We start from the raw sequence: 16,419 nt of genomic DNA, 5'->3' as shown, positions 1-16,419 counted from the left end.
AACCACACTCCCTCATTACCATGAAACAGTGGATCCTTATTGGCGGAGCAATTGCCATAATTATCTTGATTGTTGGAGCAATTCAGTACTACCGTTCGCCGGATATTACTAAGTGGCGTACTGATTTACCCAATATTGGAACCAGTTCATCGGTGCGCCTTACTGATCTGACCGGTGATGGCGTACTGGATATTGTGTTGGGCACGGGGTACCAGGAACTGCACCCCACCGATACCGCAGTAATCGCTTTGGATGGACGAGATGGCAAACTGCTTTGGCACGTAGCCGCCCGCGATCAGATTGTAGGCTCAGCTACGTTACTGGATGTGACGCAAGATGGTATTGATGATATTTTTATCGGTGGACGGCGAGCCGAACTTATGGCTATTAATGGTAAAAGCGGCGAATTAATCTGGGAGTTTTACGCCGCAGGTGATTCAATTGATCCGGGAACGACCGCTGGCCTTTATAATTTTTATAATCCGCAGCGTATCCCCGATCAAGATCAAGATGGTATTGATGACCTGTTAGTAGCCAACGGTGGCGACTACTTAGCCGAGCCGGATGATCCCGATCGTCCGCCGGGCCATTTGATGGTAGTCAGTAGCCGTACTGGAAAACTACTGGCAAAAGCGGAGGTTCCTGACGGAAAAGAAACTTATTTATCGGCGGTGGTAGCTGACTTAGATAACAATGGCACCTTAGATGTAATCTACGGTACCGGTGGTGAAACCATTGGTGGTACTCTATACCGAACATCATTGACAGCTATTCTAAACGAAGACTTGAGTCAGTCAATCCCACTGGCTACGGGTGCTGACAAAGGATTTATTGCTCCGCCGGCTTTGGCAGACATTACACTGGATGGAACGCTGGATATTATCATTAATTCGGTAGACGGACGCATGATAGCATTTAATGGTCAGAATAATCATTTACTTTGGGAAAGAACCATTTTTGGAGCAGAAGCCTACACCACACCGGCGGTAGGTTATTTTAATGAAGACGATGTTCCTGATTTTTTTGCCAATTACGGCAAAGGACAGTGGCCAACACTGCGCGATCCTATTCAATTTATGGTGGATGGGCGAAATGGTAATATTCTCTACGAAAACTCTTTAGGCCGCTTTCAGTACGCTTCTCCGGTAGTGATAGATATCAATAAAGATGGTTTTGATGATGTACTGATGAGCACGAACTACGTTGAAGAAAAGTTTGAGTCTAAAGTTCCGTCAAATCGTATTGTAGTCTTTGATTTTCATCAGCAAGAAGTATTTCGCTTTCATGATCCTCAGGCAGGTATAAATTTTTCTTCCACTCCTTGGGTAGGAGATGCTGACAATGATGGTTGGATTGATATTATATATTGCGCCACTCAAGTCAAGAATAATGATAGTGATCACCCGGCTCTGTTAAGTATTCAACGCTTAGAAAAGCAGATTTACACACAGGATATAATATCGTGGGGTGCTTATATGGGTAGCCAGTACGATGGTATTTTTCTGTCCAAGAAACCTTCTCTTTAAACAAAAAAGAAAACCCACTTCATAATTTCTTGAAGCAGGTTTCTTGATACGTCATTACGTCGTCAGTAGCTAAGGCAGTAGTACCGAACCAATAATATGAACTACGCCATCTGTAGCTTGTACATTAAGTGTATTGCCAGGGGTCGTTAAATCTACAGTTTGTCCACTCGCAGTTGTCAAGGTGAAGACAGCATTGTTTACATTGATAATCTCTTCGGATAGCATCTCTACTTCACCGTTAGGCAAATCGCTAGAAAGTACCCGACCACTTAAAACGTGGTACAAAAGGATGGGGCGCAATAGCTCCCCGGCGGTTGCCTCTACGTCTACCCCCGCAGCAGCGAAGGCGGCATTGGTTGGAGCGAATACCGTATATGGACCATCTTCCACTAATACGGTGTCTAATCCGGTTTTCTGCAAAGCAGTCACTAAATTAGATAACTCGGGAGTTGCTACAGCTAACTCCACAATATTATTCTGGGGTGAGTTTATAATGCCATTAACCTCGTGAACATATCCGTTATTCGCTGATAAGTCAGGAGTGACTACTGCTATACCATTCACCGTAACTCCCATATCAGTATTCAACACAACTGAAGCTCCGTTAAGCGTTAGTGCAAAACCGTTCATAACGGCAGTTGAAGGTACTGAATCACCTAATACGTGGTACGTTAAAACATCACTACTTACTGTAGCAGGATCAGTTATTCCAGCGGCAGTAAAAGCAGCATTGTTCGGTGCAAATACTGTTCGCGCACCTGTACTTAGCGGGGTAACTAAATCATTAGCAACTAAAGCCGTAGCTAGCGTACTAAAATTAGGGTTTGTCAAAATTATACCTGCTACCGAATTTAAGCTAGGCGGTACAAGTACTTCGCTAATTACATGAACCAATCCGTTGGTTGCGGCTACATCAGCGGTAGCTACAATGTCCGTATCATCTGGTAAATCAAGTACTTCACCGCTCAACGTATTCTGAGCTCCCACAATATCTCCTGAACCAACTACTCCGGGAATAACATGGTATTCCAAAATTGTTCGTAGTAAAGGATCAGGAACAGCATCTAAAGAAGCAAAGCCTTGGCTAGCCAGAAATGCACTTAATGCTGCATTAGTGGGAGCCATAACGGTGAATGCTCCAGACCCTCCGTCAATCGCGTCGATCAGGTCAGAAAAGCGGCTTACAGCTGCAGCAAGACTTGTAAAATCGTCTCCGCCCGCAATACCTAAAATAGTTTGAGTTGGGAAAGTTGGAGGAATTAAAACGGCATCTAATTCATGTAAGAAACCATTACGCGCCTGCCGATCAGCTAATGCTACGTTAGCAGTATTATTAGCCCCTGTTAGTGCCGTGCCCGCTACACTAATTTCTCCTCCCTGTAAGGTAGTCTGAGTCGTTCCGCCCAAATCTACAGCACTTAAACTACCTGCTACTACGTGGTATTCTATTAAGCTACGTAGCAGATTATCGGGTATGTCCCCTAGCTCATCATAAGTATCGTACTGCGCCAAGAAACTTTCAAAGGCAGCGTTATTCGGAGCAAAGATCGTGTATTCGTAGGAATTACCGCTTCCGTTAAACTCATCGGCAATACGCAACCCATTTGTTCCGATTGCATCATAAAATAGAGAAAATCTCCCTTCAGTTTCCATTGAGTTCATTACGGTAATTAGCCCCGAACCAGCTTTATCCCGTACTTCAACATCTTCCTGACATGCGGTAAAGATCACTAGTGTGAGAGCCAAAGCACTACTTATTTTCGAATATGATTGTATCATTCGTTTAATATAAATTTAACATGGGTTAAGATGCTGAATCAGCCCGACTGCAAAGATCGGAATGATAAAAGTTAATTAGTATCCAGGATTTTGATCAGCTTGATTGATACTGGGATTTGTTTCCAGCTCCTCTAATGGAATAGGCCATAGCCGATAGCGTTCCGCATATGGCTTATTATCTGCCAAAGCAACGTCATCATCTAAACCCCAACGCCGCAAATCGTTGTAACGGTGTTGTTCACCAGCTAACTCAACCTCCCGCTCATGCATGATAATGTTCATTACTTGAGTAGCATTATCTGCTGGATACGCAGCGGTAGGGTATAATTCCAATACATTATTAAGAGTCCGAGACATATATAGTTCAATGTCAGGATTCGTTTTTTGGTCAATAGCTCGTTGCCTAACCTGATTTACTAGTTCCAGTACCTCAGGAATAGGGTCGCCGCTCATAAGTTTAGCTTCGGCAGCCATCAATAAAACATCGGCGTAGCGCATAAACCGGAAGTTAATACCTGAGCTTTGGTTGCTATCATCCCGAATATCGTAGTTATGATACTTTCGCCAGGCAATCAACCCCCCGTACTGTTCGCGGGTAAAAACGCCATTATAGATTTCTACCCCATCATCATAAAATGTTTGTTCATAACGCGGGTCGCCTAATTCAAACCGATCAGCGAAAGCTTGCTTCGGACGAACGTTGTTGAAGCTAGCAAATGCGTACTCTACCCCCCGAAAGGTATTCTCACCACCACCGGCGTTGTCTGTATTCCATATACCTCCTAATCCGTCTTGAAATTGAATTTCAAATAAGGATTCATCACTATTTTCCGCTAGAGGTTCTTGCTCTTCCCCAATTCCATTCCATCGAAAATTATCGACCAAACGATAGGAACCATGCTCCCCATTGATAATTGCTGTAAACTCTGCTTTAGCAGATTCCCATTGCTCTTGATAGAGATAAACTTTGCCTAAGTAACCAGTAGCGGCGCCGCTCGTAGCTCTACCTAAATCGTCAGAGCCATACTCGTCTTTAGTGGGTAAATTAGCTTTGGCAAATTGCAGGTCTTCAATCACTAGTGCATAAACATCTGCAGCCGGAGAGCGAGGTGCTTCAACAGAAGCTTCTGGAGGATCGGTTATCAACGGAACATCACCCCACTTATTTACTAAGTCAAAGTAGAAGGTTGCTCGGAGAAAGCGCGCTTCGGCTACGATTCGTGCTCGTAGAGTTTCGTCCATATCAATTTCCGGTACCTGCTGAATTACGCGGTTAGCCCGACCAATTCCGGTGTAGTACCCCCCCCACATATCGCTTATTACTTGATTATTAGCATCCCAGGTATAATTTAGCATTTGTGCTAAGGTAGCCTGAAGATTATTGGTGCCAATGCTCTCGTCAGAAGGCATATCATTCCCAAAAAAGTAAAACCGCTGAGCCAGCGCATTAGACTGCCATGTGGAATAAACTGCGTTAAGTCCTAATAAAGCATCACTTTCATTTTGAAAGAAGGTATCAGGAGTAGGATTATTGGGGTTATCAATCTCCAGTAATTCTTCGTCGCGTTGACAGGCAAATACAATCATCAAATTGGCCATGAGCAACACGACCGAGAACTTAATAAATATTCTATTCTTTTTCATCTTAATTATTGTTTCAGTTTGTCACTAAAAGGTAATCTGAGCTCCTAACATAAAGGTACGAGCTTGCGGAAATTGTCCGTTATCGATACCTCTACCTCGGCTTGCTTGGTCGGGGTTTTGACTCTGTGATCCGATTTCCGGATCATAGCCTTCATAAGCGGTGATAGTAAATAGGTTCTGAGCGGTAGCGTAAACTCGGACTTTGGAAAGGAAACCGTTTCCAAAGTTTTCTAGAGCGGTAAACGGTACCGTATAGCCTAACGTCAGATTTCTCATCCTTAAGAAAGAACCATCGCCAATAAAACGATCTGACTCACGCGTGTTGTTGGCTGGATCACCACCAATAGCTCGTGGAATTTCATTACTAGTATTAGGACCTGTCCAGCGATTTAGCGTACGTTTTTCAAAATTGAACGGTCGTAGCATTCCTTCGGCGAAATAACGATAGCCATAGTATAGCTCAATTCCTTCTACACCTTGAATAAAAGCGTTTAAGTCAAATCCTTTATAAGATGCACTTAAGCTTAAACCGTAGGTGAGATCAGGGATAGGATCACCAATATATTCCCGATCGTCTGAATTAATTACGTTATCATCATTTAAGTCCTTAAAGCGAATATCACCTGGTTCAGCATTAGGTTGATCAGCGTGTGCTTCAACTTCTTCTTGCGTTTGAAAAATTCCGTCAGTTCTATAGCCAAAGAAAGAACCAATGGGTAGCCCTTCATCAATTCTAGTTACCCGAGTTACGTTTACATTACCACTAGTGATAGGCTGCCCACCACCTAGAGAAAGGAACTCGTTTTCTAGCGTTGCTAAGTTTCCTGTGATGCTATACTGAAGGTCGCCAACTGATTTACGATAGGTTACCGCAAGTTCTAACCCCTGATTACGTACCGAACCTACATTAAGGGTGGGTGAGTTGTTTCCTCCTCTAACTCCTGTACTTGGCGTTGGCGGCACCGGAATTAAAATATCGTTTGTTTCTTTAATAAAGTAGTCAGCATTAATTAAGACTCGGTTATTAAACAATCCTACATCCAGACCAATATTAGTTTGAGTAGAAGTCTCCCATACTAACGAGCTAGCCGCTAAGTCTCGCTGGGCTACCCCAGTTACTAATCCACCGCCTATAATATAATTAAGCGTGTTCTGTAATTCAGGCTGGAAGCTGTAGTTACCAATCTCTTGAAATCCAGTTTGCCCCCAGCTAGCTCTTAATTTTAAGTCGCTTACTACATCTACTGCGTCCATAAAGTTTTCTTCACTAATCCGCCACCCTACTGATGCCGAAGGGAAGACTCCAAATTTATTACCCGGTGAAAAACGGGAAGAGCCATCACGACGAATGTTGGCAGTAAGTAGATACCGATCCGCGAAGCTATAAGTTAGACGGCCAAGATAAGATACCAGTGCAAACTCGTTGAGGCTACCACTAACCGCGGGCACTTCATTTACGCCGTTAAGTACATCAATAGAGTTGACCGTATTCCGTCCTTCAGCCTGGGCTACCCGTTGCGAGTACGACTGCCTAGTATAACCAACTAACAACCCTAACTGGTGATCGCCAAATGATTTGCTATAGTTTAATGTGTTTTCAATCAACGGAGAAACAGAGAACGCATTTCGCTCATTTATTGTCGCAAATGGTTGGTTTCGTCGGTCACCGAATCTGTACGGTGGCCGATACTGGTACCGGTTCCCGTAGATAAAGTCACCTCCGAGATTTAGACGGTAAGTCAACCCCTCAATAATTTCGTACTCTCCGTAAATATTTCCCAGCACCCTGAACCGAGTCGTTCGATCGGTAAATAGTTCCGCTTCCCCCACCGGGTTATTTGCATCCTGTTCGTCAATAATCCGATTCCCCGAATAGCCCCCTGCATTGTTCTCATCTAATACCGGACGGTTCCGAGGATAGTGGATAATAGCGAAAAAATTAGTTGTTAGATCGTTGCCTACCGTGCGACTAAATGCCATAGACTGACCGAACTTGAATTTTCCCTTATTAAAATCGGTATTTACTCGCAAGCTCAACCGCTCAAAATCAGTTTCCCGCAGAATACCCTCTTGGTTCATATAGTTGCCTGATACACTGAATTGAGCCCCTTCGCTTCCTCCGGAGATGCTTAGATTAACGTTATTAATCGGGGCGGTGCGAAACATTTCTTGCTGATGATCGGCTAAGTTTACTAACTCTTCTGGTCGTTGCAGCGCCACCACCCGGGGCAGACCGGCATTATCAGTTAGCTCATCGGAAATTTCTTTGTACTCATTAATATCAGTAAGTTCTAGCAGTCGCCAGGCTTCCTGAATACCAGTGTAAGCATCGAGCTGAATCTTCGCCTCTCCAGCCCTACCCCGCTTGGTAGTAATTAGTACTACTCCATTGGCAGCACGAGCTCCGTAAATGGCCGCCGCCGAAGCATCTTTTAAAATTTCGATCGATTCAATATTACTGGGGTTGATGCTATTGAGAGCATTAAAATTGCCTGCCCCCGTAGCTCCATTATCGTTAATTACCGGAACCCCATCAATCACGTACAGCGGTTCCGAGTTACCAATAGATCCAACGCCTCGAATCTGCACCTGCATAGCCGCCCCCGGTTGACCAGACTGTTGTACTACATTAACCCCCGCAACCCGGCCCTGTAGACCTTGTTCTACCGAATTAATCGCCATGTTTTGAAAATCTCCGGCATCTACCGAGGAGACCGCACCGGTAAGATCACGCCGCTCCTGAGTTCCATACCCCACAACCACTACCTCACTGAGCGATTTTATATCCGGTAGCAGTAGCATATCAATAGTAGACTGATTACCTACGGTTACTTCTTCGTTAGCATACCCTACCGCCGAAAAAACTAAAACGGCATCATCTTCAGATACATTAATACGATAGTTACCGTCAATATCCGTAACTGTACCTTGGGTAGTACCTTTCACCAGAATATTCACCCCCGGAATAGCTCCTTCTTCATCGGAAGAAACTGTACCAGAAACGGTGCGCTGCTGGGCAAAAGCAAATACGCTGAGCAGGATCATAATCCCGCCTATTGCCGAAGATCTTAATGCAGTAGAAATTAGCATATAATTAAATGGTTTAATAAAAAACTTGGACTGACTGATGAAATTGGTTCTTATGTTATTCAAAAATAAGTTTATGCTTTTAACATATTCTTTTAAATATATTATGTCTAAAATAAACGTGATTTTTTCATATTTTAATGAACAAGCACTTATTAAAGCAGCGATTTTCATAAAGAATAGGCAATATTACAAATAATATTTACGAATTCGCGCTATGGCCCCTACTATATCTGAAAATCCTAAAATATAGTAAAGCTTTACTATTGTTTAATCTTTTATAGTTTATGGTATTCAGTAGACGAAGTAAACATGAGTACTACCGTCGAAAAAAATAGATACCTGCGCCCCCGCCTAATAACAGTCCGATGATTACAACATAATTTATTTGTCCACCAAAATATGTATTGACCAGATAGAGTGAAAGTAGAAAACCAATGGTTGCGCCACAAAGAACGCGCACCACATACGGCATTTTGATTTCTTTTAGCATAGCTAATTCATTTAAAAAATAATATAACGAAAACTAAAGGAATTCTAGGTCTTCTTCGCGACGAATGCTAAAGCTAGCTGCTAAAGATACGCTTGCAACAACTCCAGCATTTTCCGATCTAGTTGGTGTCCTTTGTAGTCTTCGTAATCAACATCTTCTCGGTTACTATCTAACACTCCGAATGCCCCTCGCAGGTTCCACAAAGCCCAGCCCCAATTGGCTTCTTTCCACAGTTGAAGCAGATCTTCCATCCAAGCGAGTGATACTTCGTGCGGGGTTTGATTATACGCGCCCCACTCCCCTACGTGTACTTTCACACCTTGAGCAATCACTTCTTGCCAAGGTTCAATCAATCGCTGCCGCAGCGTTGCCTGATCGGTCGTGCCATCGTTGGTAACTAGGGGCCAACTAGGCTCGGACCAGGTATCGCTACCAGGAATCCAAGAGGCTTGGTGGTGGCTCACCCGCATAGGATCGTAACCTCGGGTGCTTTGAACTACATTTTTATCTACTAAACCGACAATAGGATGACGACCAACGGCTAAGCCATCTACCACAATTAATCGGTCAGGATCGGCATCGCGAATAGCTTCTATGACCGACAACATCACCGGATTATGCTGCTCTTCAGGAATATTAGGGGGTTCGTTGAGTAAGTCAAAGCTGAGGTGGTAATTAGGAATACCTTGGTAGCGTTTAGCAAATGTTTGCCAGTGGAAGCGGGTAGCATTTTGAGCTTCTTCATCTTCAAAAAGCTGATAGGGTTCTAGCTCACCTCTATTAATACAGTAGCCCGGTGCCCGATGGAAATTAAGGTTGACGTGCACTCCGTATTTTTGTCCGTAGCCAATCGCCTCATCAATATGCTTGAGGGTAGCTTCATCAATCTTGCTCCAATCATTCACATCGCCCCAGGTCCAGTACGACATAGGCAACCGCGCAAAGTTAAAGCCCCAATCGGCCATCATGGCGAAATCGCTTTCCTGAAATGGCTCGTTAGTTTGTCCGCTAAACTTCTCCAGCAAATTAAACCCTTTCCACACCGGAATATTATTGGCCGTTATTTCCGGCACTTTCCGGGAAGTCTTGCAGGCAGGCAAGCCAGTGGTAACCAGTACGGTTCCGATAGCTGAAGCTTTAATAAATGATCTCCGACGCATGGGGGTAGTTTAAGAGTTTTCTATGATGGAACTAATATCCGCCAGATACATTTGTCGCTGACCGTTTTTGTGGGTAGAATCAAAGATTACTTTCGTGCCCTGTTGGTTGCTACGAGGATGTAGATCGCAACGCCATTCTCCACTAAACATGGGGGGCTCGTAAAACTGCCCCAGTACTACCTTGCGGTCGGTGGGAACGTGATATAAGTAAAGGGCTTGTAATCGCTTCTGATCCTGAGATGGGTAGGTATCATTGAGAATCCACTCGCCATCAGTATTCGGAACATACGTATTATGACCATTTACTGTCATTTTCCCGTCGCCTACAATTTCAATTTCGTCGGTTTGGTCTTTAAATAAGTAGAAAGCTGCTTTCTTTCCCTCGGGCTTGGTCCAGGCACAAATGTGCTGAGGATCGCGCCATATAAAGTGGGAGGTGAAACCCGATGGATCTAGCACATAAGGATCGGTTCCATCTATGTTGATGGTGAACATCCGCGTGGTGAATCCTCCCCCAGCGGCGTTGGGTGCGTTGGCCGGAGCGTTTCGCCAGCGGTGCAGAAAAATCATACGCTCACTATCCGGACTAACCAGCAGGTGATTGAAGTAGTGCCACTTATCTTCTAGAGATTTTCCCCGGTATGGAATGGCAGCAGCCTGGGCCAACGAGAAAATCATTTTGCTTTCACCCGAATCTAAGTCCATCCGATATAGACCAATATCATCGGGGGCTTTTACGTCGGCGTAGGGATCGGAAATTCCGGGGTAACCGTAGCCCGGACGCATGTTCTGGATGCGATTAAATTCAGTGCCCACGGCAAACGTTCCATTGGGAGCTACTGCGTAAATGGGTTTGGGCAACGTTCGTTGAGTCGAACTCTGCCGGTTTACTATCCGACTGATGTACTGCCCATCTTGCTGATCGTTCCAGATGAGTTGATCTGAGGAACCGGGAATCCACTGGAGCATACACCCCTGCTGCCATCCCCAGGAGTTACTTTCACCTATTTCTATCCATTGGGGCCGACCTTCGGGGTCGTCGTTTTCTAAATCAACCATTCCCACTTTAACAATATCGTTTTCAGTGGGCGATCGGCGGGGCACATCCACTTCCATTCCTAGTACGTAGCGACCCGACGGATCAACCTGCCATTTATCGTAGTAGCCGAACCAGTGTGATTTCGGTCCGTGAGTTATCGCTAGCACGGGTACTTTTTGAGTTCCAAAAGTGATAGGTGGAGAATAGAGCGGCAGAAAAGAAAGTGCACCGAAAGCAGCACTATGTTGAAGAAACTCGCGTCGTACCATAGTAAAAAAGTTGAATGATTAGTAAAAATACTATTATCTTTAGTCATTGCCCTATTACTTTGGCATCAACTACGACGATAAACTATGAATTCTTTATCAGAATCTGAAAGCACATTAAAAATATATAGAGAGTCATAGCGTTTTTTTATAATACAACCGCCAAACCTATTTTCTATGAGACTTTTTCCTTTCTTTTCTAGTTTGGGTCTACTGCTGGTGATGATAATCAGCAACGGATTAGATTCTCCCGAACCCCGTTTAAGATCAATGGCTAATTTTCCAGTAGGCGTAGCCGTCAGTCCTCAGCGACTTGCTCAAACTGACTACGCCCAAATAGCAGGATCTGAATTTAGTAGCATTACTGCTGAGAACGTTATGAAACCCCAATACAGTTGGGCCGCCGAACGAGAATATGATTTTAGCGCAGGAGATTCGGTAGTAGCTTTTGCTGAAAATCACAATCAGCAAGTGCACGGTCACACACTGGTTTGGCATATGATGCAACCTAAGTGGCTCAGAGAATCAATTGACTCCTACGATTCAGCTACTCTAGAGAATTTACTCCGTGACTACATCCATAGTGTAGTAAAGCACTACCGAGGCAAAGTAGTGAGCTGGGATGTGGTGAACGAAGCCATTGCAGCTGAGGGCGATGGAATGAGAAACTCAGTGTATCGGCAGAAATTGGGTGATGATTACGTAGCTCGTTGCCATCAGTACGCTCGGGAAGCTGACCCAGATGTATTATTGTTTTACAACGACTACAGTGTGGCGACTAATCCAGAAAAGTTAAAAACGATTTTAACAATGGTCGACGATTTTCAGGCCCGCGGTATTCCTATTGACGGCGTCGGGATGCAAATGCACATTGGTCTGGACTTATCGCTGGATAATTTTCAGTACGCACTAGATGAAATTGTCAAGCGAAACCTCAAAATACATTTATCAGAAGTAGATATTCGCACCAATCCGGAAGGCACCGCGGGTATGCTGACCGAAGAAGCCGCCCAACAGCAGCAGGAACTTATGGCTGAAATTGTTCGGCTCTACCAACAAATACCGGAACAGAATAAGTTTGCTATCACTTTTTGGGGCTTGCGTGATAATGAAAGCTGGCTGACTCAGAATACCGGAAACCCGCAATGGCCGCTACTGTTTGACGATAATTTTAGCAAGAAGCCAATGTACCAAGGGTTTTTAGATGGTTTAGAAACAGGTCAAACCAAGCTCAACTAGCCTTGATATGAATAAGCGACATGTTATTATTGCTGCTTTAGTTATTATCGTATTGGGTTTGCTGGTTATCCTCTACGGCTACTCCATTTATTCTCCTCGCTAAATCTAAATATGAGTACTGTCCTGAGAGTACTATAGGAATTCGCTAGAATTTAGGTAGTTTTACCGTAATTATGGTGACTTGCTTACTTTTTTGTTGGCAAGCTGAAAAGGGAAATCGGTGCAAATCCGGTGCAGTCCTCGCTGCTGTAACTCCAGAATTAGTGCAATGACAATCCATCGCCACTGTTTGCCTTAGACTATGCGTCTGAGGTGGATGGGAAGGCCATCATTGCCGGGGAAGCCAGAAGACCTGCCATAATTAATATCTGCCACTCTCGAGGTTTGGGGTAAAAAGAACCACGTATGAACACACTGTTCTTAGCATTTGGTGGCCTTATTAGGCTGAATAGTGTTGCAGTATTCCAATTGGGATTCCTGTTGATTTTTCTGTGGTCTTGCCGTAACTCACCCGAACAGTCAAGCTCTTTATCCCAACCGGATTCTACCCTACAGGTAGAATCCGCTCAAGGCTTTACCATTGACTATTTTGCGCACCAGAAGGTTGTTTCACTCGCTGGGGTTGATGATACTTTGCGCTATCTTCTAGTACCGGACGATGAAACTGTACCACCTAATCTAAAATCAGAAGTAGATCAGATTATTCGCACCCCGGTTCAACGAATCATTACGCAATCAACCACTCATTTGGCCTTCTTGAAGATGCTGGGTAGTACAGAAGTAGTCATTGGGGTAGATAATGCAGCTTATATATATGATTCTCTATTTGGCAATAAAGTAGCTTCGGGGCATATTCAAGAAGTAGGCAGTGGCAATACGCTAAGTTCCGAACAGGTGATCGCGCTTGAACCAGATCTAATAACAATTTCTCATATGCCTGGTAGCGATCTATCGACTTACCAGAAGTTTATTGATTTGAATATTCCGGTACTTCCGGTTGCTGAGTGGACCGAAAGTACTCCATTAGGAAAAGCCGAATGGTTAAAGCTTTTTGCGGTCTTACTTAATCAGGAAGAAATTGCTGAAACTAAGTTTAACCATACTGAAGAGGCATATACTTCCTTAGTCCAGCTTACCCAGTCAGTAGCTGACAAGCCTTCGGTTATTGTTGGAACTCCGTTTCAAGGAACTTGGTACGTTCCGGGTGCTAAAAGTTACCGTAACGCGCTACTGCAAGATGCCGGGGCTGATTGGGCATTCAGTCAAGATTCTACTGCCGTTAGCTTTCCGGTAGATTTTGAACGTATGTACGACCTGGGACTACAGGCAGATATCTGGCTCGATCCTGGGCAACCGCTCAACAAACAGGAAGTACTAGGCATTGATCCTCGTTTCGCTGATTTCTTATCTTTCCAATCGGAAAAAGTCTATAATAGCAACCGCCGACTTAATGCTTCGGGCGGCGGAAACGACTACTACGAAAGTGGAGTAGTGTACCCACAGCGTATACTGGCCGATTTGATTAAAGCGTTGCACCCGGGGTTACTGCCCCACCACCGGTTCTACTATTACCAGCAGCTTTTGTAGTGAATACCATAACCCAATCGGCCATTACAAGAAAATTAACCCCAGCTACCTGGCTGGTGCTATTATCTTTAGGAGTCTTAATTATTGGATTGGCAGATATTGCCTTAGGATCGGTCTCTATTCCTTTGAGGGAAGTAGCTCACGTATTGAGCGGAGGAGAAACTCATAGCAATATCTGGAATAACATTCTAATAAATATTAGAATCCCCAAGACAATCACCGCCATGCTGGCGGGAATGGCTCTCTCGGTAGGTGGATTACAACTTCAAACCTTATTTCGTAATCCTTTAGCGGGACCATCCGTACTCGGTATTTCGGCGGGCGCAAGTTTGGGCGTAGCCACTGTGCTATTAGCCTCCGGCCAGTCGGTAGCAATTTCCACCCTGTGGTCGTCCGGGGTAGGTCAAGGGTGGTTACTGGTCATCGCATCCAGTGCCGGAGCAGCTACGGTATTACTCCTCATCTTAGCAATTTCACTACGGATTAATGATAATATTGTACTACTGATTATCGGAATTATGATTGGCAATGTTACGCTAGCGGTGGTCAGTATCTGGCAGTACTTCAGCCAGCCGGAGCAAATCCGCGACTATCTACTTTGGACGCTAGGCAGTGTGGGTAATGTGGCGAATGAGCAGCTACGAATATTTTCTTTTCTGACATTGCTGACAATCTTTATCACTTTTCTACTTTCTAAAAATTTAAACGGATTACTGCTTGGTGAACGCTACGCTCGTAGTATGGGTATTCCCCTTTTACCTACTCGTATTGGTATTATTGCTACCACCAGCGTATTAGTTGGCTTAGTCACTGGATTTTGTGGACCTATCGGATTTATTGGTATCGCCGTACCTCACTTAGTGCGGTCACTACTTAACACTTCGGATCACCGCTGGCTTATTCCAGCCTGTGCTTTGGCCGGAGCCCTAATTCTGATTGGCTGCGATTTGATTTCTCAGTGGCCCGGCCAAGCCTGGGTGCTACCGATCAATGCTATTACTGCGTTGATTGGTTCGCCCGTTGTCATCTGGGTGATCCTTCATCGCCGTAACCTCAGCACCCACTTTCGGTAGCCGATGAGTGTGCCCTCTTCAGTTATATCGTTTAATCAGGTATCGTTAGGCTACGTCAAGGGTCGAACAGATCAACTGTTAGTTCGTGACCTCAACCTATCAGTTGCCAACCGGCAGTTAATCGCTTTGGTAGGTGCCAATGGTGCTGGAAAGTCTACGTTGCTAAGGACAATAACTGGGTTGCAAAAGCCGCTTTCCGGAACTGTTAAACTATTTGATAAACCTCTCGACACACTCAATGCCAAAACGCTGGCCCACTACGTAAGCGTTGTGCTAACTGGTCAGACTGAAATTAGCTACCTAAAAACGGCTGAATTAGTTGCGATGGGTAGATTTCCTCATACGGGCTGGTTAGGTAGGTTTTCAGTAACTGATCGGCAAAAAGTGGAAGCAGCGGCACACCAAGCTAAAGTAACCCCATTGTTGGAAAAGCCTATCTACCAGCTCAGCGATGGCGAACGTCAAAAGGTAATGATTGCTCGAGCCTTAGCCCAAGATACGCCAATCATGATCCTAGATGAGCCTACCACGCATCTGGACATTACTAATCAGGTAAACATCATTCAGTTATTACGAACGCTGGTGAAAACCAAAAATAAGTGCATCATCTTCTCTACCCACAACATTGAGCTAGCTCTTCAAGTTTCCGACCGCATTTGGTTAATGCATCAGCAAACGATTAGCGATAGTGTACCCGAAGACCTCGTGCTCAGCGGGACTCTAGCCGAAGCGATGAGTACTGAACTTGCCCCGTTTAATCCTGAAAGCGGAACCTTTCAGGTACAACACTCTTCTTCACATCCCATTTCGCTAAAGGGTGCCGGAACGCGAGCTGTATGGACTCGCAGAGCATTGGAGCGAACGGGGTACTTGGTGCGGAGTCAAGAACCTGTATCAATTAAAATAGGTTCTGATACGAGCTGGATAGTTTATCATAAAAATCAACCGGTTAGTTCGGCCCAATCTATTGAGAGTTTGCTGCATCAGCTATCGCAACTATATTCTTCCCTTTCTCACCCGTAGCTTCATTTGTAGGAAATAAAAAATAATGATTCTATCTTTGAAGCGCATTGGGTTTCAGATCAAGCATATCTTGCTAATCTGAATTAAAAGGGAATTCGGTGTAAATCCGAAGCTGTCCCCGCAACTGTAAACTCTTTAGTGGGTTGCTGTCAACATTGCCACTGTCTGCTTACGGCGGATGGGAAGGCCACAGCAACTGAGTGAGTCAGGAGACCTGCCTGTGCTAATTTTCATTCAGGCTTTCGGTGGAAAGGTCAGGAATGTATCAGACCGTTTACCGTACTATCAAGTTGGAAAATGCGCTGCTGTAGTTGTGGCTCTATCTAACCTTGCGTAGGTATGCGTCCTATTGCATTTCTTGTATTCTACAGTTAGTCTGCCATTTTATTTTTCGCTATGCACGAATGGCAGTCGTACTCGTCAATTAACCTCACGCTAAGGCGAAGCTTATCGGTGTGGCTAACCATAGGGTTGTGCGGAACATTGCCACTCACCTCATTAGC

General features: G+C 44.6%; 11 protein-coding genes and 2 riboswitches. Of the genes, 5 read left to right on the top strand and 6 right to left on the bottom strand.

Annotated elements, in window-relative coordinates; translation table 11 throughout:
* Positions 1-1,526, top strand: a 1,526-nt coding sequence (locus WBA23_RS05950) for a PQQ-binding-like beta-propeller repeat protein (RefSeq protein WP_424581335.1), incomplete at its 5' end; no start/stop codon positions are given.
* 69 nt (positions 1,527-1,595) lie between these two features.
* On the opposite strand, the gene WBA23_RS05945 is transcribed toward WBA23_RS05950, so the two are convergent.
* From WBA23_RS05945 to WBA23_RS05920, 6 genes are all read right to left on the bottom strand, one after another.
* Positions 1,596-3,272 carry a fasciclin domain-containing protein gene (locus tag WBA23_RS05945; protein WP_424581334.1) on the bottom strand — a complete coding sequence of 559 codons (1,677 nt, stop codon included), beginning with the start codon at positions 3,270-3,272 and terminating at the stop codon, positions 1,596-1,598.
* Between the two features lie 108 nt (positions 3,273-3,380).
* Positions 3,381-4,949: a RagB/SusD family nutrient uptake outer membrane protein gene (locus WBA23_RS05940; protein WP_424581333.1), complete on the bottom strand. Its 1,569-nt coding sequence runs from the start codon at positions 4,947-4,949 to the stop codon at positions 3,381-3,383.
* A gap of 24 nt (positions 4,950-4,973) precedes the next feature.
* Positions 4,974-8,039 carry a SusC/RagA family TonB-linked outer membrane protein gene (locus tag WBA23_RS05935; protein ID WP_424581332.1) on the bottom strand — a complete coding sequence of 1,022 codons (3,066 nt, stop codon included), beginning with the start codon at positions 8,037-8,039 and terminating at the stop codon, positions 4,974-4,976.
* A 316-nt stretch (positions 8,040-8,355) separates the two neighbouring features.
* Positions 8,356-8,529, bottom strand: coding sequence for a hypothetical protein (locus WBA23_RS05930; protein WP_424581331.1), 174 nt, complete (start codon positions 8,527-8,529; stop codon positions 8,356-8,358).
* Positions 8,530-8,609: 80 nt separating this feature from the next.
* Positions 8,610-9,689, bottom strand: coding sequence for a glycoside hydrolase family 5 protein (locus WBA23_RS05925; protein ID WP_424581330.1), 1,080 nt, complete (start codon positions 9,687-9,689; stop codon positions 8,610-8,612).
* Between the two features lie 9 nt (positions 9,690-9,698).
* Positions 9,699-10,997 (bottom strand): hypothetical protein, encoded by a 1,299-nt coding sequence (locus WBA23_RS05920; protein WP_424581329.1) that lies wholly within the window; start codon positions 10,995-10,997, stop codon positions 9,699-9,701.
* Between the two features lie 174 nt (positions 10,998-11,171).
* On the opposite strand from WBA23_RS05920, the gene WBA23_RS05915 reads away from it, so the two are divergent.
* The 4 genes from WBA23_RS05915 (at position 11,172) to WBA23_RS05900 (ending at position 15,916) form a co-directional block, all read left to right on the top strand.
* Positions 11,172-12,233 (top strand): endo-1,4-beta-xylanase, encoded by a 1,062-nt coding sequence (locus WBA23_RS05915; protein WP_424581328.1) that lies wholly within the window; start codon positions 11,172-11,174, stop codon positions 12,231-12,233.
* A gap of 157 nt (positions 12,234-12,390) precedes the next feature.
* Positions 12,391-12,607: riboswitch (cobalamin riboswitch) on the top strand.
* Positions 12,608-12,638: 31 nt separating this feature from the next.
* The gene (locus WBA23_RS05910) at positions 12,639-13,820 is read left to right on the top strand and encodes an ABC transporter substrate-binding protein (protein ID WP_424581327.1); all 1,182 of its coding nucleotides are present in this window, start codon (positions 12,639-12,641) and stop codon (positions 13,818-13,820) included.
* The gene (locus WBA23_RS05905) at positions 13,820-14,893 is read left to right on the top strand and encodes an iron chelate uptake ABC transporter family permease subunit (RefSeq protein ID WP_424581326.1); all 1,074 of its coding nucleotides are present in this window, start codon (positions 13,820-13,822) and stop codon (positions 14,891-14,893) included. Before WBA23_RS05910 ends, WBA23_RS05905 begins: the two co-directional genes overlap by 1 nt.
* Positions 14,894-14,902: 9 nt before the next feature.
* A complete protein-coding gene (locus WBA23_RS05900; protein ID WP_424581325.1) occupies positions 14,903-15,916 on the top strand; it encodes an ABC transporter ATP-binding protein in 1,014 nt (337 codons plus the stop codon).
* 31 nt (positions 15,917-15,947) lie between these two features.
* A riboswitch (cobalamin riboswitch) is annotated at positions 15,948-16,152 on the top strand.
* Positions 16,153-16,419: the final 267 nt, after the last annotated feature.

Source organism: Tunicatimonas sp., assembly GCF_049647865.1.
Classification (GTDB): domain Bacteria; phylum Bacteroidota; class Bacteroidia; order Cytophagales; family Cyclobacteriaceae; genus Tunicatimonas.
The sequence above is the reverse complement of the archived record's forward strand: the minus strand, read 5'-3'. Positions and strand labels throughout refer to the sequence as shown.

Coding starts and splice junctions, on each gene's coding strand:
- WBA23_RS05930 (WP_424581331.1), bottom strand. CDS start 8,529: ATGCTAAAAGAAATCAAAATGCCGTATGTGGTGCGCGTTCTTTGTGGC.
- WBA23_RS05935 (WP_424581332.1), bottom strand. CDS start 8,039: ATGCTAATTTCTACTGCATTAAGATCTTCGGCAATAGGCGGGATTATG.
- WBA23_RS05940 (WP_424581333.1), bottom strand. CDS start 4,949: ATGAAAAAGAATAGAATATTTATTAAGTTCTCGGTCGTGTTGCTCATG.
- WBA23_RS05910 (WP_424581327.1), top strand. CDS start 12,639: ATGAACACACTGTTCTTAGCATTTGGTGGCCTTATTAGGCTGAATAGT.
- WBA23_RS05915 (WP_424581328.1), top strand. CDS start 11,172: ATGAGACTTTTTCCTTTCTTTTCTAGTTTGGGTCTACTGCTGGTGATG.
- WBA23_RS05920 (WP_424581329.1), bottom strand. CDS start 10,997: ATGGTACGACGCGAGTTTCTTCAACATAGTGCTGCTTTCGGTGCACTT.
- WBA23_RS05925 (WP_424581330.1), bottom strand. CDS start 9,689: ATGCGTCGGAGATCATTTATTAAAGCTTCAGCTATCGGAACCGTACTG.